The organism is Pseudomonas sp. JQ36, assembly GCF_053851495.1.
Genome location: NZ_CM132642.1, coordinates 2,865,718 through 2,888,069, shown reverse-complemented (window position 1 = coordinate 2,888,069; position 22,352 = coordinate 2,865,718). Strand labels below are relative to the sequence as shown.

The following is a 22,352-nucleotide window of genomic DNA, read 5'->3' as shown; positions in this document are numbered from 1 at the left end:
TCCGTTCTCATTGGTGAATGGTTCCGGGTACCGAGCCCCGGCCAGACAGCATTCCGATGCCTTGCGCGGTCGGCACAGACCGCGCCCTGCACGCCCTCGACCGGCGTGACGCAGCAACCCGATTCCACTTAGCAAGCCGAATTCAGGCAGGAAACCTCATGACCGACGCGTTCGAACTCCCCAGCACTCTGGTCCAAGCCCTCCAGCGCCGTGCGGCACAGACGCCGGATCGCCTGGCCCTGCGCTTTCTCGCCGAAACCGAGGAGCAGGGCGTGGTGCTCAGTTACCGCGAACTGGATCAACGTGCGCGCACCATTGCTACCGCGCTGCAGGCCCAGGCTGAGTTCGGTGATCGCGCGGTGCTGCTGTTTCCCAGCGGCGCGGATTACGTCGCGGCGTTTTTCGGTTGCCTGTACGCCGGGGTGATCGCAGTGCCGGCCTATCCGCCGGAGTCCGCCCGTCGGCATCACCAGGAACGCCTGCTGTCGATCATTGCCGACGCCGAACCGCGTCTGCTGCTGACCAGCGCCGACCTGCGCGATGCCTTGCAGCAAATCGACGGCGCGCCGCCGTTGCTGTGCGTCGATACCCTCGACAGCACCCTGGCCGAGCGCTGGAGCGAACCGGCTCTGCCGCAAGACCACATCGCCTTCCTGCAATACACCTCCGGCTCCACCGCGCTGCCCAAAGGCGTGCAGGTCAGCCACGGCAATCTGGTGGCCAACGAGCTGCTGATTCGCCACGGTTTCGGCATCGACGTGAACCCCGACGACGTGATCGTCAGCTGGCTGCCGCTGTACCACGACATGGGCCTGATCGGCGGATTGTTGCAGCCGATTTTCAGCGGCGTGCCGTGCATCCTGATGTCGCCTGCGTATTTCCTCGGTCGCCCGTTGCGCTGGCTTGAAGCGATCAGCCAATACGGCGGCACCATCAGTGGCGGGCCGGATTTCGCCTACCGTCTGTGCAGCGAGCGGGTCAGCGAATCAGCACTGGAGCGCCTCGACCTGAGCCGCTGGCGCGTGGCCTATTCCGGCTCCGAACCGATCCGTCTTGACACCCTTGAGCGCTTCGCCGAGAAGTTCACCCCGTGCGGCTTCAGCGAAGACAGCTTCATGGCGTCCTATGGTCTGGCCGAGGCGACCTTGTTCGTCGCCGGCACACCGCGTGGCACCGGTATTCCTGCTCTGCGTGTCGATGATCAGGCGCTGGCGCAAAACCGTGCCGAGCCGGGCAACGGCAGCCCGATCATGAGTTGCGGCATCAGCCAGCCGGAACATGCGGTGCTGATCGTCGAGCCGGTCACGCTGAACGAACTGGCTGACAATCTCGTCGGCGAAGTCTGGGCCGCCGGTCCGAGCATCGCCCACGGCTACTGGCGCAACCCCGAGGCCAGCGCCAAGACTTTCGTTCAGCACGCCGGTCGCACCTGGCTGCGTACCGGTGACCTGGGCTTCATTCGCGACGGTGAACTGTTCATCACCGGGCGCCTGAAAGACATGCTGATCGTGCGTGGCCACAACCTCTATCCGCAGGACATCGAGAAGACCGTCGAGAACGAAGTGGAGGTGGTGCGCAAAGGTCGCGTCGCGGCATTCGCGGTTTCTCAGGACGGTGAAGAAGGCATTGGCATCGCCGCAGAAATCAGCCGCAGCGTGCAAAAAATCCTGCCGCCAGAAGCACTGATCAAAGCCATTCGCCAGGCAGTGGCCGAGGCGTATCAAGAGGCGCCGAGCGTGGTGGTGCTGCTCAACCCGGGCGCGCTGCCGAAGACGTCCAGCGGCAAGCTGCAACGCTCGGCGTGCCGCAATCGTCTGGCCGACGGCAGCCTCGACAGCTACGCGGTGTTCCCGTCCGCCGAGGTGCAAAATACCGAATCGACCCTGGCGGCTTCCGAGCTGGAAGCCCTGATCGGCAAGATCTGGGCCGAGCAACTCAACGTCAAACAGGTCAACGCCGACGACCACTTCTTCCTGCTCGGCGGCAACTCGATTGCCGCCACGCAAGTGATCGCCCGGGTCCGCGAAGAACTGGCGCTGGAGTTGAACCTGCGCCTGCTGTTCGAAGCGCCGACCCTGTCCGCGTTCGCCGCTGCCGTGGCGCAGCAGCAACAGGATGGCGGCAACGCCCAAGGCGCAATCAACGCCTTGTCGCGCAGCGAAGCACTGCCGCAATCGCTGGCGCAAAACCGACTGTGGATCACCTGGCAACTCGACCCGCACAGCAGCGCCTACAACATTCCCGGCGCCCTGCGTCTGCGCGGTGAGCTGGACGAAGACGCGTTGCGCGCCAGCTTCCAGCAACTGATTGAGCGCCACGAGTCACTGCGCACGCGCTTCTTCGAACGCGACGGCGTAGCGCTGCAACAAGTCGACGCCGCACCTGAATTCAACCTGCAACTGATCGACATCAGCGACCTGCCCGCGCACGAGCGTGAAGTCCGCGCGCAACAGATCCGCGAGGACGAGGCGCGCACTCAGTTCGATCTGGAAAAAGGCCCGCTGCTGTGGGTGACGCTGGTACGCCTCGATGACGAAGATCATCAGCTTCTGGTGACCCTGCATCACATCATCGCCGACGGCTGGTCGCTGAACGTGCTGATCGACGAATTCTCGCGCCTGTACGCTGCGGCATCTCAAGGCCAGCGCGCTGAACTCGCGCCGCTGCCCACTCAATATGCCGACTACGGCAACTGGCAGCGTCAATGGCTGGCGCAAGGCGAGGGCGAGCGGCAACTGGCCTACTGGAAAACCCAGCTGGGCGACGAACATCCGGTGCTGGAACTGGCCACCGACCACCCGCGCTCGGCCAAGCAATTGCACAGCGCCGCGCGCCACAGCGTGCGCCTCGGTGTCAGCCTCAGCGACGCGATCAAGCAGACCGCGCAAGCGCATCAATCGACGCCGTTCATGCTGTTGCTCTCGGCATTCCAGAGCCTGCTGCACCGCTACAGTGGCCAGCGCGACATCCGCATCGGCATTCCCAACGCCAACCGTCCGCGTCTGGAAACCCAGGGCTTGATCGGCTTCTTCATCAACACCCAGGTGCTGCGTGCCGAGGTTGATTCGCGGCTGTCGTTTATCGAGTTGCTGGCGCAGACCCGCGAGGCTGCACTGGGTGCGCAGGCCCATCAGGATCTGCCGTTCGAACAACTGCTCGAAGCGTTCCCGCAGGCTCGCGAACAGGGGCTGTTCCAGGTCATGTTCAACCACCAGCAACGCGACTTGAGTGCGCTCAAGCGCCTGCCGGGGCTGCTCGCCGAAGAGCTGCCGTGGCACAGCCGCGAAGCCAAGTTCGATCTGCAACTGCACAGCGAAGAAGATCGCAACGGGCGCCTGACCCTGTCCTTCGACTACGCCGATGAACTGTTCGAAGCAGCGACCATCGAGCGTCTGGCCGAACATTTCAGCAACCTGCTGCGCGCGGTCTGCGAGCAGCCGCAACAGGCGATCGGCGACCTGCCATTGCTCACTCCGTGCGAGCAGGAACAGCAACAAGCGTGGAGCGTCGCCCCGTGCACCCCGGCGCAACAATGGCTGCCAGAACTGCTTAACGAACAGGCGCGGCAAACTCCGGAACGCACTGCGCTGTTGTGGGACGGCGGCAGTCTCGATTTCGCCGAGTTGCACGCCCAGGCCAACCGCCTCGCGCACTATCTGCGCGACAAGGGCGTCGGCCCGGACGTGTGTGTGGCGATCTCTGCCGAGCGTTCACCACAACTGTTGATTGGCCTGCTGGCGATCATCAAGGCCGGTGGCGCCTATGTGCCGCTGGACCCGGATTACCCGGCCGATCGTCTGGCCTACATGCTCAGCGACAGCGGTGTCGAATTGCTGCTGACTCAGACTGCATTGCTCGACCGTCTGCCGGCCAGTGACGGCGTCAGCGTGATCGCCATGGACGCGTTGCACCTGGAAAACTGGCCGAGCCAGGTACCGGGTCTGCATCTGCACGGCGACAGCCTTGCCTACGTGATTTACACCTCCGGCTCCACCGGCCAACCGAAAGGCGTCGGCAACACCCACGCTGCGTTGGCCGAACGTCTGCAATGGATGCAGAACAGCTATCGCCTGAACGACAGCGACGTGCTGATGCAAAAGGCGCCGATCAGTTTCGACGTGTCGGTGTGGGAGTGCTTCTGGCCGCTGATCACTGGCGCGCGTCTGTTGATCGCCGGCCCCGGTGAACACCGCGACCCGCATCGCATCGCGCAACTGGTGCAGGAATACGGGGTGACCACGCTGCACTTTGTGCCGCCGCTGCTCGCGCTGTTCATCGACGAGCCGCTGAGCGCCGAATGCACCAGTTTGCGCCGGGTGTTCTCCGGCGGTGAAGCGTTGCCGGCGGAACTGCGCAACCGCGTGCTGGCGCAGCTGCCGGCGGTGCAACTGCACAACCGTTACGGCCCGACCGAAACCGCGATCAACGTCACCCATTGGCACTGCACCACGGCCGATGGCGAGCGCTCGCCGATTGGCCGGCCGCTGGGCAACGTGATCTGCCGCATTCTCGATGCTGATCTCAACCCCGTGCCGGTCGGTGTGCCGGGTGAGCTGTGCATCAGCGGCATCGGTCTGGCCCGGGGTTACCTTGGTCGTCCGGCACTGACTGCCGAACGTTTCGTGGTCGATCCACTGGGCGAGCAGGGCACACGGCTGTATCGCACCGGTGACCGTGCACGCTGGACCGCCGACGGTGTGATCGAATACCTCGGGCGCCTCGATCAGCAGGTCAAGCTGCGGGGTTTCCGCGTTGAGCCGGAAGAAATCGAAGCGCGGCTGCTGGCCCAGGACGGCGTCGCCCAAGCGGTGGTGCTGGTGCGTGAAACCGCAGCCGGCGCGCAACTGATCGGCTACTTCACCGCTGTCGATGCCAGCGAAGATCAGCACGCGCAGATCGCCCATCTGAAAACTGCGCTGGCCGCCGAACTGCCGGAATACATGGTCCCGGCGCAACTGATGCGCCTGGACGTAATGCCCCTGAGCCCGAGCGGCAAACTCGACCGTCGCGCCTTGCCGGAGCCGCAGTGGCAGGTGCGTGAACACGTCGAACCGGTCACCGAGCTGGAGCAACAGATCGCCGCGATCTGGCGCGAAGTGCTGGGTCTGCCACGGATCGGTCTGCGCGACGACTTCTTCGCCCTCGGCGGGCACTCGTTGCTGGCCACACAAATCATCTCGCGCAGCCGTCAGGCCTGTGACGTCGAGCTGCCGTTGCGCGCCTTGTTCGAGCACAGCGAACTCGGCGATTTCGCTGAGCAGATCCGCCTGATCCAGGCCAGCGGCCAGACCAACAAACAGCCGCCGATTGCCAAAGTCGATCGCAGCCAAGCGGTGCCGTTGTCGTACTCGCAACAGCGCATGTGGTTCCTCTGGCAGATGGAGCCGGACAGCCCGGCGTACAACGTCGGGGGCATGGCGCGCCTGCGCGGCGTGTTGCACGTCGAGCATTTCGAGGCAGCCTTGCAGGCGTTGATCCTGCGCCACGAAACCCTGCGCACCACGTTCCCGAGCGTCGATGGCGTGGCCCGTCAGCAGGTGCATGCCGAGACCGGCGTGCGCATGGGCTGGAAAGATTTCTCGAAACTGCCGGCTGACCAGCGTGAACAGCAGGTCCAGCAACTGGCCGATGACGAAGCGCATCTGCCGTTCGATCTGGAAAGCGGCCCGCTGCTGCGCGCCTGTCTGGTGAAGACCGCCGAGCACGAGCATTACTTCGTGCTGACATTGCACCACATCGTCACTGAAGGCTGGGCGATGGATATTTTTGCCCGCGAACTCAGCGCGCTGTATGAGGCGTTCGTCGATGAGCGCGATTCGCCGCTGGAACCGCTGCCGGTGCAGTACCTCGATTACAGCGTCTGGCAACGACAGTGGCTGGAGTCCGGTGAGCGTCAGCGCCAGCTCGACTACTGGACTGCGCAACTGGGTCGCGAACATCCGTTGCTGGAACTGCCCGGCGACCGTCCGCGTCCGCCGGTGCAAAGCCACCAGGGTGAGCTGTTCCGTTTCGACCTCAGTGATGATCTCGCCGCCCGCGTCCGGGCGTTCAATGCGCAGAACGGTCTGACCCTGTTCATGACCATGACCGCTGCGCTCGCCACCTTGCTCTACCGCTACAGCGGCCAGACCGACCTGCGCATCGGCGCGCCGGTGGCCAACCGGATTCGCCCGGAAAGCGAAGGGTTGATCGGTGCATTCCTCAATACTCAGGTACTGCGTTGCCAGCTCGACGGGCAGATGTCGGTGGGCGAGTTGTTCGAGCAAGTGCGCCACACGGTGATCGAAGGCCAGTCGCATCAGGATCTGCCGTTCGATCATTTGGTCGAAGCGCTGCAACCGCCACGTAGTGCGGCGTACAACCCGTTGTTCCAGGTGATGTGCAACGTGCAGCGCTGGGAATTCCAGCAGAGCCGCATGCTCGCCGGGATGACCGTCGAGTATCTGGCCAACGATGCGCGGGCGACCAAGTTCGACCTCAACCTGGAAGTCACCGACCTCGACCATCGTCTCGGTTGCTGCCTGACCTACAGCACCGATCTGTTCGATGAACCGACCATTGCGCGCATAGCCAAACATTGGCGCAACTTGCTGGAAGCGTTGATCGCCGATCCGCAACAGCGTCTGAGCCAGTTGCCGCTGCTCGATCCGACTGAACAACAGCAGTTGCTCGACAGCCTCGGCGTTGAACCGGGCGAGCGTCGTCTCGATCAGTGCATCCATCATCTGTTCGCCGAGCAGGCGCTGGCGCGCAAAGACGCGCCGGCCCTGACTTTCGCCGGACAGACTCTGAGCTACGCCGAACTCGACGCCCGTGCCAATCGCCTGGCCTGGGCCCTGCGCGAGCGTGGGGTCGGCCCGCAGGTGCGGGTCGGCCTGGCGCTGGAGCGCTCGCTGGAAATGGTCGTCGGCCTGCTGGCGATTCTCAAGGCAGGCGGCGCTTATGTGCCGCTGGACCCGGAATACCCGCTCGATCGCCTGCACTACATGATCGAAGACAGCCGCATCGGTCTGCTGCTCAGCGACCGGGCGATGTTCAAAGCCCTCGGCGATTTGCCGTCGAGCGTGGCGCGCTGGTGCCTGGAGGATGACAGCGCGGCACTGGCCGATCACCCAGCCACTGAGCTGCCATTTATCAGCCTGCCGCAGCATCAGGCCTATCTGATTTACACCTCGGGCTCGACCGGCAAGCCGAAAGGCGTGGTGGTGTCCCACGGTGAAATCGCCATGCATTGTCAGGCGGTGATCAAGCGTTTCGGCATGCGTCCGGACGACTGCGAACTGCACTTCTATTCGATCAACTTCGACGCCGCCACCGAGCGTCTGCTGGTGCCGCTGCTCAGTGGCGCGCAGGTGGTTTTGCGAGCGCAAGGGCAGTGGGACGCGGAAGAAATCTGCAACTTGATCCGCACCCATCGGATCAATGTGCTCGGCTTCACCCCGAGCTACGGCAGCCAGTTGGCGCAGTTCCTCGCCACGCAAAACCAGGTTCTCCCGGTGCGGATGATCATCACCGGCGGCGAAGCGCTGACCGGCGAACACTTGCAACGGATTCGCGCCGCGTTCAAACCGAGTCTGTTCTTCAACGCCTATGGCCCGACTGAAACCGTGGTCATGCCGCTCGCCAGTCTTGCGCCAGAGGTCTTGGAAGAGGGCGCCGGCAGCGTGCCGATCGGCAGCGTGATCGGTGACCGCGTGGCGTACATTCTTGATGCCGATCTGGCGTTGGTACCGCAAGGCGCGACCGGTGAGTTGTTCGTCGGCGGCGCCGGTCTGGCGCAGGGGTATCACGACCGTCCGGGCATCAGCGCCGAGCGTTTTGTCGCTGATCCGTTTGCCGCCGATGGCGGGCGCATGTACCGCACCGGCGATCTGGTGCGCCAGCGTGCCGATGGGCTGGTGGAGTACCTGGGGCGGATCGACCATCAGGTGAAAATCCGCGGTTTCCGTATCGAGCTGGGTGAGATCGAAACCCGACTGCTCGATCACCACTCGATCCGCGAAGCGGTGGTGCTGGCGCTGGATGCGCCGAGCGGCAAGCAACTGGTGGGCTACCTGGTCAGCGACGTCGCTGAGCAAGGTGAAGCACAACAAGCCGAACTGCGCGAAGCACTGAAGTCGCACCTCAAGGCGCAACTGCCGGATTACATGGTGCCAACGCATCTGATCCTGCTGGCGAGCATGCCGCTGACCGCCAACGGCAAACTCGACCGCCGCGCCTTGCCAGCGCCGGATCCTGAGTTGAATCGTCAGGACTACGTCGCCCCGAGTAACGCGTTGGAACAGACCCTGGCGCAGATCTGGTGCGAGGTGCTCAACGTCGAGCAGGTCGGGCTCAACGACAATTTCTTTGAACTTGGCGGCGACTCGATTCTGTCGATCCAAGTGGTCAGCCGGGCGCGGCAGCAGGGCATTCATTTCAGTCCACGGGATCTGTTCCAGCATCAGACGGTGCAGACCCTCGCCGCTGTCGCCAGCCGCAGCGAGCAAGTCACTGCAGAGCAGGGACTGGTGCTCGGTGAGTCGGCGATGACGCCGATTCAACACTGGTTCTTCGACACTGATATTCCTGAGCGTCAACACTGGAACCAGGCGTTGCTGCTGGAACCGACAGTGGCGCTGGAACCGCATCGTTTGGAGCAGGCGCTGCTGGCAGTGATCGAACAGCACGACGCCCTGCGTCTGCGCTTCACCGAGGCCGGCGATCAATGGCAGGCCACGCATCAATCCGTGTCCGATGGCGAGGTGTTGTGGCAGGTGCGGGTGGCGGCGATGGACAAGTGCGCAGCACTATTCGCCGATGCCCAGCGCAGTCTCGATCTGCAAAACGGCCCGCTGCTGCGCGCCTTGCTGGTGGACGGGCCGCAAGGTCAGCAACGCCTGTTCATTGCGATCCATCACCTGGTGGTCGACGGTGTGTCGTGGCGCGTTTTGCTCGACGATCTGCAAACCGTGTATCGCCAGCTCGAAGCCGAACAGTCGGTGAAACTGCCGGCGAAAACCAGTGCCTTCAAGGATTGGACGGCACGTTTGCAGGCCTATGCCGGCAGCGAATCGTTGCGTGAAGAACTGAACTGGTGGCAGACGCAACTGGCCGGGCAGAACGCCGATCTGCCGTGCGAAAACCCGCAGGGCGGACAGCAGAATCGTCACGCGCAAACCGTCAGCGTGCGCCTGGATGCCGAGCGTACCCAACAACTGCTGCAACAGGCACCGCGCGCCTACCGCACGCAGGTCAACGATCTGCTGCTGACTGCGCTGGCACGCGTGCTGTGCCGCTGGAGCGGGCAGCCGTCGGCGCTGATTCAACTGGAAGGCCACGGCCGCGAAACCCTGTTCGACGAGATCGACCTGACTCGCACCGTCGGCTGGTTCACCAGCGCCTATCCATTACGCCTGACCCCGCACAACATCGAAGAGGCTGCCGGGCAGGGCGCTTCGATCAAGGCGATCAAGGAGCAACTGCGCGCGGTACCGCACAAAGGTCTCGGCTATGGCGTGCTGCGTTATCTGGCCGATGACCTCAGCCAGCGCAGCATGGCGGCGTTGCCGAACGCCCCGGTGACCTTCAACTACCTCGGCCAGTTCGATCAGAGTTTCGCCAGCGATGCGCTGTTCCGTCCGCTGGATGAATCGGTCGGTGCGGCCCACGATCCGCAGGCGCCGTTGCCCAACGAGTTGAGCATCGACAGTCAGGTGTACGGCGGCGAATTGCTGCTGCGCTGGACCTTCAGTGCCGAGCGTTACGAGGCGCAAACCATCAACGATCTGGCCGACGCTTACCTCGGCGAGCTGCAAAGCCTGATCGAACATTGCCTGCAAGACACAGCTGGAGGCCTCACACCGTCGGACTTCCCGCTGGCGAAACTGACCCAGGCGCAACTTGATGCACTGCCGGTGCCGGCGGCGCAGATCGAAGACGTCTATCCGCTGACGCCGATGCAGGAAGGCATGTTGCTGCACACCTTGCTCGAACCGGGCACCGGTCTGTATTACATGCAGGATCGCTACCGCATCAACAGCGAGCTGGATCCCGAGCGTTTCGCTCAGGCCTGGCAAGCGGTGGTCGCCCGTCATGAAGCGTTGCGTGCATCGTTCTGCTGGAACGTCGGCGAAGACATGCTGCAAGTGATCCACATTCCGGGGCACACGCCGATCGAGTATCTGGATTGGAGCGCCATCGCCGAGGACGAGCAAGAACCGAAGCTGCAGGCGCTGCTGAAAAGCGAGCGCGAGGCCGGGTTCGATCTGCTCAATCAGGCACCGTTCCACCTGCGCCTGATCAAGGTCGGCGCGGCGCGCTACTGGTTCATGATGAGCAACCACCACATCCTCATCGATGCCTGGTGTCGTTCGCTGCTGATGAACGATTTCTTCGAGATCTACACTGCTCTTGGTGAAGGTCGCGAAGCACAGTTGTCGCTGCCGCCGCGTTACCGCGACTACATCGGCTGGCTGCAACGCCAGAGCCTGGCCGAGGCGCGCCAGTGGTGGCAGCAGAACCTGCAAGGTTTCGAACGCACCACGCCGATCCCGAGCGACCGACCGTTCCTGCGCGAACACGCCGGCGAAAGTGGCGGCATGATCGTTGGTGACCGTTACACTCGATTGAATGCCGAGGACGGTGCTCGCCTGCGAGAGCTGGCCCAGGCTCATCAACTGACCATCAACACCTTCGCTCAAGCGGCATGGGCCTTGGTGCTGCGCCGCCTGAGCGGTGATCGCGACGTGCTGTTCGGCGTCACCGTGGCCGGGCGCCCGGTGGAAATGCCGGAGATGCAACGCACCGTCGGCCTGTTCATCAACAGCATTGCGCTGCGGGTGCAGATCCCGGCGGACGATCAGCGTGCCAGTGTGCGCCAGTGGTTGAGCGCTCTGCTCGACAGCAACATGCAGTTGCGCGAGTACGAATACCTGCCGCTGGTGAATATCCAGGAACAGAGCGAATTGCCGAAAGGCCAGCCGCTGTTCGATAGCCTGTTCGTGTTCGAGAACGCGCCAGTGGAAGTCTCGGTGCTGGACCGAGCGCAGAGTCTCAACGCGACTTCGGACTCCGGCCGTACCCACACCAACTTCCCGCTGACGGCGGTGTGCTACCCGGGCGATGACCTCGGTCTGCACCTGTCGTATGACCAGCGTTATTTCGACGAATCGACGATCGAGCGCATGCTCGGCGAGTTCAAGCGCCTGCTGCTGGCACTGGTCGATGGCTTCCATGGCGACATGGCTGACCTGCCGCTGCTGGGCTTTGATGAGCAGGACTTCCTGCTGCACGGCTGCAACCAGAGCGCGCACGATTATCCGCTGGAGCACAGCTACGTGGCGCTGTTCGAAGCGCAGGTCGCGCAACATCCGCAACGCATTGCCGCCAGTTGCCTCGATCAGCAACTGAGCTATGCCGAGCTGAACCAGAACGCCAACCGCCTCGGCCATGCACTGGTCGCGGCCGGGGTGCAGATGGATCAACCGGTGGCGCTGCTGGCCGAGCGTAATCTCGATCTGCTGGGGATGATCATCGGCAGCTTCAAGGCCGGTGCCGGTTACCTGCCGCTGGATCCGGGCCTGCCGAGCCAGCGTCTGCAGCGGATCATCGAGCTGAGCCGCACGCCGGTGCTGGTGTGCAGCGAAGCCTGCCGCGAACAGGCGCAGACTTTGCTCGATGAATTCAGCTGCGCCAACCGTCCACGGCTGTTGGTTTGGGAAGAAGTGCAGGCGCTGGCGACATCGCTGCAGAACCCGGGAATCTACAGTGCCCCGGACAACCTGGCCTACGTGATCTACACCTCGGGTTCGACCGGTCTGCCGAAAGGCGTAATGGTCGAGCAGCGCGGCATGCTCAACAACCAGTTGAGCAAGGTGCCGTACCTGCAACTGACGGACGCCGACGTGATCGCGCAGACCGCTTCGCAAAGCTTCGATATTTCGGTCTGGCAGTTCCTCGCCGCGCCGCTGTTCGGGGCGCGGGTGGACATTGTGCCGAACACTATCGCTCACGATCCGCAGGGGTTGCTGGTACATGTGCAGGCCCAGGGCATCACCGTGCTGGAGAGCGTGCCGTCGCTGATTCAAGGCATGCTCGCCTCGGAGCGCCTGAGCCTCGACGGTCTGCGCTGGATGCTGCCGACCGGTGAAGCAATGCCGCCGGAACTGGCGCACCAGTGGCTGCTGCGTTATCCGCAGATCGGTCTGGTCAACGCTTACGGCCCGGCGGAATGCTCCGATGACGTGGCGTTCTTCCGCGTCGATCTGGCCTCGACCCGCGGCAGCTATTTGCCGATCGGTACGCCGACCGACAACAACTTGCTGTATCTGGTCGATGGCGCGCTGGAACTGGTGCCGCTGGGCGCGGTGGGTGAGTTGTGCGTGGCCGGGACCGGCGTCGGTCGCGGTTACGTCAGCGATCCGCTGCGCACTGCGCCAGTGTTTGTGCCGAACCCGTTCGGCGCGCCGGGCGAGCGTCTGTATCGCACCGGTGACCTCGCGCGGCGGCGCAGCGACGGGGTGCTGGAGTACGTCGGCCGGGTCGACCATCAGGTGAAGATTCGCGGTTACCGGATCGAACTGGGTGAAATCGAGGCGCGTCTGCATGAACAGCCGGAAGTCCGCGATGCGGCGGTTGGCGTGCAGGAAGGGGCCAATGGCAAGCATCTGGTCGGCTATCTGGTCGCGGCGGATTCGGCGCTCAACCCGAGCGAACGTCTGGAGCGGATCAAGCAACGCCTGCGCAGCGAATTGCCGGAATACATGGTGCCGCTGCACTGGTTGTGGCTCGATCAGCTGCCGCACAACGCCAACGGCAAACTCGACCGCAAGGCCTTGCCGGCGCTGGAGATCGGCCAGTTGCAGAGCGAGGATTACCTGGCCCCGCGCAACGAGCTGGAGCAGACCCTGGCCGACATCTGGGCCGAGGTGCTCAAGGTCGACAAGGTCGGGGTGCGCGACAACTTCTTCGAGCTGGGCGGGCATTCGTTGCTGGCCACGCAGATCGCCTCGCGAGTGCAGAAAACCCTGCAACGCGATGTGCCGCTGCGGGCGATGTTCGAGTGCAGCACGGTGCAGGAACTGGCCGAGTACATCGAAGGCCTGGCGGCCGGTGACATGACCGAGGACAAGGTGGATCGCTTGAATGATCTGATGGCGGAGCTGGAGGGCTTGTAATCTTCGGCGTCTGTACCGGCCCCTTCGCGAGCAGGCTCACTCCTACATTGGGTATGCGTTCCCTTGTAGGAGTGAGCCTGCTCGCGATTGGGGGCGGCACATTTTCAGACATTTACACGGTTGACGATCATGAACCGGCAGCTCAGTCTGCCGGTTCTCTTTTTTGTCGCGGGGGTGGTCGATGCCTTTCTTCACGGTTGACGGACAAGCGCTGCACTACATTGATCAAGGCACCGGCCCGGCCGTGTTGCTGGCGGGCAGCTATCTGTGGGACACGGCCATGTGGGCGCCGCAGATCGCTGCGCTGTCGCCGCACTATCGGGTGATTGCGTTGGACCTGTGGGGCCACGGTGAATCCGGGCGCTTGCCGCCAGGCACCACCTCGCTGGATGACATCGCACGCCAGGTCGCGGCCTTGCTCGATCACCTGCAGATCGAGCAGATAACGCTGGCGGGGCTGTCGGTTGGCGGCATGTGGGGCGTGCGTCTGGCGTTGTCGGCACCGCAGCGGATCAACGGGCTGGTGCTGCTCGACACCTACGTCGGCGTGGAGCCTGAGCCAACCCGTCAGTACTACTTCTCGCTGTTCAAGCAGATCGAGGAAAGCGGCGAGATCTCCGAACAATTGCTCGACATCGTGGTACCGATCTTCTTCCGCCCGGGCATCGATCCGCAGTCGGCGCTGTATCAGGACTTCCGCGCCAAACTGGCGGCATATACCGCGGATCGCCTGCGCGAAAGCATCGTGCCGATGGGGCGTATGACGTTCAGTCGTGATGACCTGTTGCCGCGTCTGGGCGAATTGAATGCCGCGAACACTCTGGTGCTGTGCGGCGATCAGGACAAACCTCGACCGCCGTCGGAGGCACAGGAAATGGCTGAATTGATCGGGTGTCCGTGGGTGCTGGTGCCGGAGGCGGGGCATATCTCCAGTCTGGAGAACCCGGCGTTTGTCACCGGGGCGTTGCTGACTTTCCTGAACGAGCGCAATCGTTAAACCGAGTCATCGTTCTTTTCGCGAGCAAGCCCGCTCCCACAGTGACCGCGGTGATCCCTGTGGGAGTGGGCTTGCCCGCGAAGAGGCCAGATCAGGCAACAACGGATCCGGACTTACTTCGGCCCGAGAATTTTCGCCAGTTTCTCCGGCGAAGGCGCCCCTTGCTGCTGTTGCAGCTCGCCCTTGTCATCCATGTAGAAAATCGCCGGTGTCGCCTGCAGTTCCAGGTCTTCCATCAACTGCATGTTCGCCGCCAGTTTGGTCTGCACCGCTTTTGGAATGTCTTTTAATGGCTTGAGGGTGCTGGCCTTGCCGGCCTTCTCGTGATCTTCCAGGGCCTTGGCCGGATCTTTTGCCGCCAGTAGCGCGGCGGATTTCGCCGGGCTGTCTTCGCGGATGATCCCGACCATGATGTGCCGCAGTTGCACTTTGCCGGCCTTGACCCATGGTCGCGCCTGTTCCCAGAACATGTTGCAGTACGGGCAGTTCGGATCGCTGAACAGGTACACGGTGCGCGGCGCGTCCTTGTTGCCGTCCTGAATCCAGTTGCTGGCTTCGAACTTGCCCCAGATTTCCTTGGCCATCGGTGCATAGACCAGTTTCTGCAACGGCTCGCTGCTCAGATCCTTGCCGTCGGCGTCGTACAGATTGCCGAGCAACACGTGTTTCCCGTCCGGCGTCAGGTACAGCGCCATGCCACGGTTCTGGTACTGCGCCGCATAACCGCGCAAGCCGTCCGGCGCGTCGAACTGGCCGACGATTTTTGCGCCCTTGGCCTCGATCTGCTTGATCGCGGCGGGCAATTCTTCGGCGGCCTGCACCGACGGCAGGTGCAGCAGGGCAGTGCCCAGAGTCAGCGTCAGCAGGTGGCGGAGGCGGGGCATGGCAGTTTCCTTGCAGAGGTCGCCGGGGCGGCGGTTGGATTCGGGATATCGAAGTTTTCCAGGGCGCGGGCCAGACTGGCGTTCGACAGTTCGCCCAGGTGGCTGCTCAGCAAGCGACCGTCAGGGCTATAGAACAGCGTAGTCGGCAGCGCCATGGAGCCCACGGCCTGACCCAATCGACCGCTGCGGTCGAACAGCACGTTGTTCAGGCTCAGGCCCTGGGTTTCAAGGAAGGTGGCAACGCTTTGCATGCTTTCGGCCTGATTGACGAACAGAAAGGTCAGATCCGGGCGTTGTTGTTGAGCATTTTCCAGCACCGGCATCTCGCGCCGGCACGGCGGGCACCAGGTTGCCCACAGGTTGATCACCAGTGGACCGCCCTGATAATCGCTGAGCTGGATGGTCTCGCCTGCGGCGTTGCGCAGGGTGATTTCCGGCAGGCGCGTGCCTTGTTCGTAGATGTTCAGTGACAGGGTCGCCAACAACCAGAACAGCACACCGCTGGCCACGCCAAAGCCCAGTGGCCGACGCAGACCCGGACGGCGCCAGCCGCGATAGAGAGCGGCGAGCAGCAGCACGACCACCCCCGGCCAGGCGAGGAAGCCGCCATCGCGCAGGTCGATGATCTGCCACGGATCGTTACGATAGTGGCCCCAGTACAGGGCGACAAACGCCACGCGCGCCGCAAGCATGCCCAGCAGGAACAGGCTGAACAGCGCCGACTCGGGGTTATCGCCGCCGCGCTTGGCCACCCGCCAGCCGACAAAGGTCGCCAGCGCCAGGGCACTGATCAGCAGCAGATGGTTAAGCGCGATGGCAAAGGTGCCGAGGGTGAACGTCAGCATTTAATTGGCGTCTCGGGTAGTGGCCCAGCGTTGCAGGAACGTCTCGGCATCCACCTCACCGGTGATGCGCTGGCTACGTCGTTCTTCGCCGTCGGTGCCGATCCAGACAAAACTCGGTGGCCCCGGGACTTTGTAGCGGCCGAGCAGCTCGCGGCTGGCGGCATTGTCGGCGGTGACGTCGAGGCGCAGCAGGCGCACATCGCTCAACGCCTGCATGACCTTGTCCTTGCCGAACACTTGTTTCTCCATGACTTTGCACGACACGCACCAGTCGGCGTAGTAATCGAGCAGCACCCACTGGCCCTGAGCCTTGGCGCTATCCAGTTCGCGCTGCAGGGCGGCCGGATCCTTGATCGTGGTGAACGCGTCATGCCCGCTCGGCGTGGTGCTGGCGACCCGCCCGGCGCTGTACACCTGCAAGGGCTGATACGGGTCGTCACTGCCACCGGCAGCACCGATCAGCAGCAGGCTGCCCCACAGCCCGAGCAGCAACGAACTGGCGCCGAACACCTGGGCAACCCGACCGAAACCTTCCGATTGCTTCCAGGCGCAGAACGCCGCGATCAGCAGCAGCGCGCCACACAGGCCCAGCCACAGCGACGAGTCCAGCACCGGGCGCAACATCAGCAGTGCGGTCGCGAGGAACAGGAAACCGAAGATGCCCTTGAGCAGGTTCATCCACGCGCCAGGCTTTGGCAGGAAGCGATTGCCGACGGTCACCAGCAGCAACAGCGGCACCCCGATACCGATGCCCAACGCGAACAGAATCAAGCCACCGTGCAGCGCATTGCCGCTCTGCGCGATGTACAGCAAAGCGCCGGCCAGTGGCGCGGTCATGCACGGGCCGACCAACAGACCGGACAACGCGCCGAGCACCCCGGCACCGATCAGGCTGCCGCCGCTGCGACTGCGCGAAGCGTGTTCGAGGCGGTCACGCAGGGCCACCGGCAATTGCAATTCAAAGAAACCGAACATCGGCAGCGCCAGCACCACGAACACTGCTGCAAATGCACCGAGCAGCCATGGATTTTGCAGCCACGCCTGCAGGTTGGCGCCGAGCAGCGCGGCGATCACCCCCATCGCCGCATACACCAGCGCCATGCAGATCACATAGCTGCTGGCCAGGGCGAAACCACGACGCGGTGTTGCACCGCTGCCGACAATCATGCCCGCCAGAATCGGCAGCATCGGCAACGAACACGGAGTAAACGCCAGCAACAGGCCGAGGCCGAAGAACACCAGCAGGCTCCAGCCCAGCGCCCGTTGTTGCAGGCTGCTGGCCAAGGCCTGATCCGGTGCTTCAGCGCTGGTTGTTGGCGTGGCTTTGCCGCCCAGATCGATGACCCGGGTCTGCGGCGGATAACACAGGCCGGCATCGGCGCAGCCTTGGTAACTGACCTTGATCTGACCGCTGGCCGCGGCCGGAATTTTTACCTCCAGCCCTTGGCGATACACCGGTTGTTCACCGAAGAACTCGTCACTGTGTGACTCACCCTCGGGCAACGCCGGCTGCTGCTCTGCCGTCAAACCGTCGAATTTCAGGCGTTTCTGGTACAGGTAATAGCCGTCGGTGATTTGCCAGAACAGCTGGGTTTCCCCGGATTCAAGGCGTTCGGAAGTCAGCACGAAGGCTTTGTCGACCGGCAGAAACTCCGGTTTGGTCTCGAATGGATTGTTTCCCGCCTGGGCCAGGCCGGAGATCAGCAGTGCAAACAAAAGAAAAAAATGACGCATGGAGGAGCCTTGTCCCTGTGCAAGTGTGGGCACAATGGTGGATGGCGATTAACCGATGATTAACCGTCACGCCCTTGTCGCTATGGCGTTGGGCGCCATAATGTCAGCTTAATCGGCCAACGGCCTAATCGGCTTTTTTCTATGGGACGGATCATGCACGTACTGGTTTGCGAAGACGATGAACTGATCGCCAGCGGTATCGTTGCCGGTCTCACGGCGCAGGGCCTGACGGTCGAGCACGTCAACACCGCCTCGAAAGCACGGGCGATGCTCAAAGTTGCCGAATTCGACGTGATGGTGCTCGATCTCGGCCTGCCTGACGAAGATGGCCTCAAGTTGCTGCAACAACTGCGTCAGCAGGGCCTGGAAATTCCGGTGTTGATCCTGACCGCACGCGACTCGGTCACTGACCGGGTCGATGGCTTGCAGGCCGGGGCTGACGATTACCTGCTCAAACCTTTCGATCTGCGTGAGTTGTTCGCGCGCCTGCAAACCCTGCTGCGCCGGGTCGCCGGGCGCAGCGTCAACCTGATCGAACACGGTGCACTGACCTACGATCCAAGCAGCCGCGAAACCACGTTGGCCGGGCAACCGGTGGACTTGTCGCGCCGCGAGCAATCGCTGTTGCAGGCGCTGTTGCACAACCGTGGCCGGGTGCTGTCCACCGAGCAGTTGAAGGACAGCGTCTACGGTTTCAATGACGAGTTGGAGAGCAACGCGCTGAACGTGCATATCCATCACCTGCGCAGCAAACTCGGCAAGGGCATCGTCGAAACCGTGCGCGGTCTGGGTTATCGCCTCGGGCCGGCCGATGGTGGAGAGCAACAGAAGTGATGAGTCTGCGTCTGCGCCTGAGTCTGACCCTCGGCGCCGCGTTCGCCCTGATCTGGGCGCTGGCCGCGGCCTGGATGCTCAGCGACTTGCGCAATCAGATGATGTTTTCCCTTGACCAGCGGCTGGTGGCCTCGGCGCGCATGGTCGCCGGGCTGCTGGAGCAACTGCCGGCGCTGCCGAGCAAGGGCGAGGGCACCCATTTCAGTGCCGAACAATTGAACATTCCCGGTGGCATGGCCTGTCAGGTCAGTTCGTTGCGCGGGGAGATTCTGGCCCGCAGCCACAGCAGCCCCGAGCAAACCCTCGAAGCGGAAAAAATGGGCTTCCACGATCAGATGATCGATGGCGCGCCGTGGCGCAGTTTTACTCTCGCGCGGGGCGACGTGCGGATCACCACGGCCGACCGGCAGATCGAACGCGAAGCGCTGAACATGTCGATCCTGCTGGCGGCCTCGGTGCCGGTCGGCGTAGCGTTGCTCGGTTGTCTGTGCCTGTTGTGGCTGGGAATCGGTCAGGGCCTGGCGCCGCTCAATCGACTGCGCGAGGCGCTGATGCGACGCAATGCCGACTCGCTGGAACCGTTGCAATTACAATCTTTTCCCAGCGAACTGAAACCGTTGCTCGATACGCAGAACCAGCTGTTCCAGCGCATCGGCAAGACCATTGAGCGTGAACGCCGCCTGACCGGCGACGCCGCCCACGAACTGCGCAGCCCGTTGACGGCGATCAAGACCCACCTGCAAGTGGCACGCATGACCGAAGGCAGTGCCCGCGATCAGTCGCTGGCACGGGCCGAAGAGGGCGCCGACCGCATGCACCGCACGCTGGAGCAACTGCTGTTGCTGGCGCGGGTCGAGGGCAGTCTGTCGTTCGATGACGGCGTGCAATGCAGCGCCGAACAGGTGGCGAAACTGGCGATGCAGGATGCGGCCGGCGGCGAGCGTCAGCGCATCAAACTGCAATTGCCCAAGCAGCTCTCCAGCGCACCGGTGCAAATGCCGGCGGTGCTGTCGATTGCCGCGTTGCGCAATCTGCTCGACAACGCCCTTCGCCATACCCCGGCGGACGCTGAGGTGGAGCTGAGTCTGGAAACCGTCGGTCAGCGCGCCCGTTTTGTGGTGCGCGACCACGGGCCGGGGATTGCGGCGGAAGATCTGCAGCACCTGACCCAACGCTTCTGGCGCAACGGCCAGAGCACCGGCTGCGGTCTCGGCCTGGCCATCGTGCAAGCCATCGTCCAGCGCTGCGCCTGCACCCTGCATTTCGACAGCCGCACGGATGGCTTGCGCGTCGAGTTGACTATGCCGCTGCAACCTGTCTGAGCCAGCGAAAATCCCCTGTGGGAGCGGGCTTGCTCGCGAAGGCGGCGTACCAGTCTGCGACGTATCGACTGACCGGACGCCTTCGCGAGCAAGCCCGCTCCCACAATTGGGATTTGTGGTGTGGCACATCAAATGTAACGTCTGTGCGTTGGTGATTTGGCAATGGCGGCGTTAAGGTCTGGGCTGCTCTGACTCAATGGATTGAGGGAACGCGCCATGGAAGCAACGATCTGCATTCGTCCGGCGAAACCTGCCGACGCCGGCCTCATCAGTCGCATCATCGAGCGTTCGATTCGCGTCGGTTGTGTGCTTGATCACCGCAACGATCCGCAACTGGTCAGCCACTGGATTGACCGGCAATCTGCCGACATCATCAGCGCGCGCCTTGCCGACCCGCATTGCTACCTGAACATCGCCTTGTTGCAGGACAAACCGGTGGGTGTCGGCATGGCCACGGCCAGCGGCGACATCGGCTTTTGCCATGTGCAGCCGGAATGGTTTCGCCGTGGTGCAGGCCGCGCCCTGATGAGCGAACTGGAAGGCTGGCTGCGGATTCGCGGTGTGGCGCGGGCGTGCATCGCCAGTACACGCACCGGCGCGGCTTTTTATCGACATCTGGGCTACTGCGACTCGGCGCTACCCGCCAGCGATCAGGGCTTGCACCGCGTTACGCTGCACAAGCTGTTGCCATTGCCTGGCTGACATCTCGATCAAGGGTCTAAATCCTCGCCCCGCTTAAGCGTTTCCAGAACAGGAAAACCTGCATGTGCGCCCCGCGACCGGAACGCGCACCTGTGCGGTGTGCTGTTTTGGTCACTATCCATAGCGTATTGAGGGGTCGAGAGATGTCAGTCGCCACCAGCCTTATCGAAGAGTCGTCGGCCCGGATCACTGCCGCGCCGGCCGAAGTTCTGTATCAGTTCAACGAGTCACCGCTGCTGGCCCGGCAGAGTCAGCAGGAGTCCAATGCCCGTAGCTACCCGCGACGCATTCCGCTGGCACTCAAGCGTGCCAAAGGCCTGTATGTCGAGGACGTTGAAGGTCGTACGTTTATCGACTGCCTGGCTGGCGCCGGCACTCTCGCGCTGGGGCACAATCACCCGGTGGTAATCGAGGCGATCCAGCAAGTGCTGGCGGATGAGCTGCCGCTGCACACCCTCGACCTGACCACGCCAGTGAAGGATCAGTTCGTCCAGGACCTGTTCGGTTTGCTGCCGCCAGCACTGGCGGCCGAAGCGAAAATCCAGTTCTGCGGCCCGACCGGCACCGATGCGGTGGAAGCCGCGTTGAAACTGGTGCGCACCGCCACCGGGCGCAGCACCGTGCTGTCGTTCTCCGGCGGTTATCACGGCATGAGTCAGGGCGCCTTGAGCCTGATGGGCAGCCTGGGACCGAAAAAGCCGCTGGGCGCCTTGCTCAGCAACGGTGTGCAATTCATGCCGTTCCCTTACGACTACCGTTGCCCGTTCGGTCTCGGCGGCGCGGCCGGGGTCAAAGCCAACCTGAGTTACCTGGAAAACCTGCTCAACGATCCTGAGGCCGGCGTGCAGTTACCGGCGGCGGTGATCGTCGAAGCGGTGCAGGGCGAGGGCGGGGTGATCCCGGCCGATATCGAGTGGCTGCGCGGCTTGCGTCGGATCACCGAGAAGGCCGGTGTGGCGCTGATCGTCGACGAGATCCAGAGCGGTTTCGCACGCACCGGCAAAATGTTTGCCTTCGAACACGCCGGCATTGTCCCTGACGTGGTGGTGTTGTCCAAAGCCATCGGCGGCAGCCTGCCATTGGCGGTGGTGGTTTATCGCGACTGGCTCGACACCTGGCAACCGGGCGCCCATGCGGGCACGTTCCGTGGCAATCAGATGGCGATGGCCGCCGGTTCCGCGGTGATGCGTTATCTGCTTGAGCACAAGGTCTGCGAACACGCCGCCGCCATGGGCGAACGCCTGAGCGAACACCTGCGCATCCTGCAACGCGACTTCCCGCAACTGGGCGACATCCGCGGTCGTGGCTTGATGCTCGGTGTCGAACTGGTTGACCCGAACGGCGCGCTGGACGCCCTCGGTCATCCACCCGCGTTCGCGCGTCTGGCACCGCTGGTGCAGCGCGAATGCCTCAAGCGCGGACTGATTCTCGAGCTGGGCGGCCGGCATGGTGCGGTGGTGCGCTTCCTGCCGCCGCTGGTGATCACCGCCGCCGAAATCGACCGCGTCGCCGAGATCTTCGGCCGGGCCTTGGCCGCCGCCACCGCCGCCGAGTAAATTTTTCGCAGCGCCGAACGTTCTTACTACATACCCGGCTGCACCCCCGGTGCAGCCCACCCTTACAACGATGGAGAACCAGCATGACGTCAGTATTCGACCGCGAGGACATCCTCTTTCAGGTCGTGGTCAACCACGAAGAGCAATACTCGATCTGGCCGGATTACAAAGCCGTGCCGGAGGGCTGGCGCACCGTGGGCAAGAGCGGCCTGAAGAAGGAATGCCTGGCCTACATCGAAGAAGTCTGGACCGACATGCGTCCGCTGAGCCTGCGCCAGAAGATGGAAGGGCAAACGGCTGCTCAGTAATCCGACAGACAAA

10 protein-coding genes are annotated in these 22,352 nt (G+C 63.3%); 7 read left to right on the top strand and 3 right to left on the bottom strand.

The window, feature by feature from the left end; genetic code table 11:
• The first annotated feature begins 158 nt into the window (after positions 1-158).
• Both ACS4NR_RS12850 and ACS4NR_RS12845 read left to right on the top strand, forming a co-directional pair.
• Positions 159-13,157 carry a non-ribosomal peptide synthetase gene (locus ACS4NR_RS12850; protein WP_456020295.1) on the top strand — a complete coding sequence of 4,333 codons (12,999 nt, stop codon included), beginning with the start codon at positions 159-161 and terminating at the stop codon, positions 13,155-13,157.
• Between the two features lie 181 nt (positions 13,158-13,338).
• The gene (locus ACS4NR_RS12845; protein WP_456020294.1) at positions 13,339-14,154 is read left to right on the top strand and encodes an alpha/beta fold hydrolase; all 816 of its coding nucleotides are present in this window, start codon (positions 13,339-13,341) and stop codon (positions 14,152-14,154) included.
• Positions 14,155-14,267: 113 nt separating this feature from the next.
• On the opposite strand, the gene dsbG is transcribed toward ACS4NR_RS12845, so the two are convergent.
• The 3 genes from dsbG to dsbD are packed head-to-tail and all read right to left on the bottom strand — an operon-like array spanning position 14,268 to position 17,617.
• Positions 14,268-15,038, bottom strand: a complete 771-nt coding sequence (gene dsbG, locus ACS4NR_RS12840) for a thiol:disulfide interchange protein DsbG (protein ID WP_027613399.1) — start codon at positions 15,036-15,038, stop codon at positions 14,268-14,270.
• Positions 15,014-15,883: a TlpA disulfide reductase family protein gene (locus tag ACS4NR_RS12835; RefSeq protein ID WP_095137347.1), complete on the bottom strand. Its 870-nt coding sequence runs from the start codon at positions 15,881-15,883 to the stop codon at positions 15,014-15,016. The genes dsbG and ACS4NR_RS12835 overlap by 25 nt, the downstream gene beginning before the upstream one ends.
• Entirely contained in the window at positions 15,884-17,617 is a 1,734-nt protein-coding gene (dsbD, locus tag ACS4NR_RS12830) for a protein-disulfide reductase DsbD (protein WP_456020293.1), read from the bottom strand.
• Between the two features lie 153 nt (positions 17,618-17,770).
• On the opposite strand from dsbD, the gene ACS4NR_RS12825 reads away from it, so the two are divergent.
• From ACS4NR_RS12825 to ACS4NR_RS12805, 5 genes are all read left to right on the top strand, one after another.
• Positions 17,771-18,451, top strand: a complete 681-nt coding sequence (locus ACS4NR_RS12825) for a response regulator (RefSeq protein ID WP_007969056.1) — start codon at positions 17,771-17,773, stop codon at positions 18,449-18,451.
• Positions 18,451-19,773 carry an ATP-binding protein gene (locus ACS4NR_RS12820; RefSeq protein ID WP_456020292.1) on the top strand — a complete coding sequence of 441 codons (1,323 nt, stop codon included), beginning with the start codon at positions 18,451-18,453 and terminating at the stop codon, positions 19,771-19,773. The genes ACS4NR_RS12825 and ACS4NR_RS12820 overlap by 1 nt, the downstream gene beginning before the upstream one ends.
• A 216-nt stretch (positions 19,774-19,989) precedes the next feature.
• Entirely contained in the window at positions 19,990-20,475 is a 486-nt protein-coding gene (locus ACS4NR_RS12815; RefSeq protein ID WP_456020291.1) for an N-acetyltransferase family protein, read from the top strand.
• Between the two features lie 143 nt (positions 20,476-20,618).
• Entirely contained in the window at positions 20,619-22,031 is a 1,413-nt protein-coding gene (locus tag ACS4NR_RS12810) for a diaminobutyrate--2-oxoglutarate transaminase (RefSeq protein WP_456020290.1), read from the top strand.
• A gap of 83 nt (positions 22,032-22,114) precedes the next feature.
• The gene (locus ACS4NR_RS12805; protein ID WP_183785470.1) at positions 22,115-22,339 is read left to right on the top strand and encodes an MbtH family protein; all 225 of its coding nucleotides are present in this window, start codon (positions 22,115-22,117) and stop codon (positions 22,337-22,339) included.
• The last annotated feature ends 13 nt before the right edge of the window (positions 22,340-22,352 follow it).

Coding starts and splice junctions, on each gene's coding strand:
- ACS4NR_RS12825 (WP_007969056.1), top strand. CDS start 17,771: ATGCACGTACTGGTTTGCGAAGACGATGAACTGATCGCCAGCGGTATC.
- ACS4NR_RS12845 (WP_456020294.1), top strand. CDS start 13,339: ATGCCTTTCTTCACGGTTGACGGACAAGCGCTGCACTACATTGATCAA.
- dsbD (WP_456020293.1), bottom strand. CDS start 17,617: ATGCGTCATTTTTTTCTTTTGTTTGCACTGCTGATCTCCGGCCTGGCC.
- ACS4NR_RS12810 (WP_456020290.1), top strand. CDS start 20,619: ATGTCAGTCGCCACCAGCCTTATCGAAGAGTCGTCGGCCCGGATCACT.
- ACS4NR_RS12805 (WP_183785470.1), top strand. CDS start 22,115: ATGACGTCAGTATTCGACCGCGAGGACATCCTCTTTCAGGTCGTGGTC.
- dsbG (WP_027613399.1), bottom strand. CDS start 15,038: ATGCCCCGCCTCCGCCACCTGCTGACGCTGACTCTGGGCACTGCCCTG.
- ACS4NR_RS12815 (WP_456020291.1), top strand. CDS start 19,990: ATGGAAGCAACGATCTGCATTCGTCCGGCGAAACCTGCCGACGCCGGC.
- ACS4NR_RS12835 (WP_095137347.1), bottom strand. CDS start 15,883: ATGCTGACGTTCACCCTCGGCACCTTTGCCATCGCGCTTAACCATCTG.
- ACS4NR_RS12820 (WP_456020292.1), top strand. CDS start 18,451: ATGAGTCTGCGTCTGCGCCTGAGTCTGACCCTCGGCGCCGCGTTCGCC.
- ACS4NR_RS12850 (WP_456020295.1), top strand. CDS start 159: ATGACCGACGCGTTCGAACTCCCCAGCACTCTGGTCCAAGCCCTCCAG.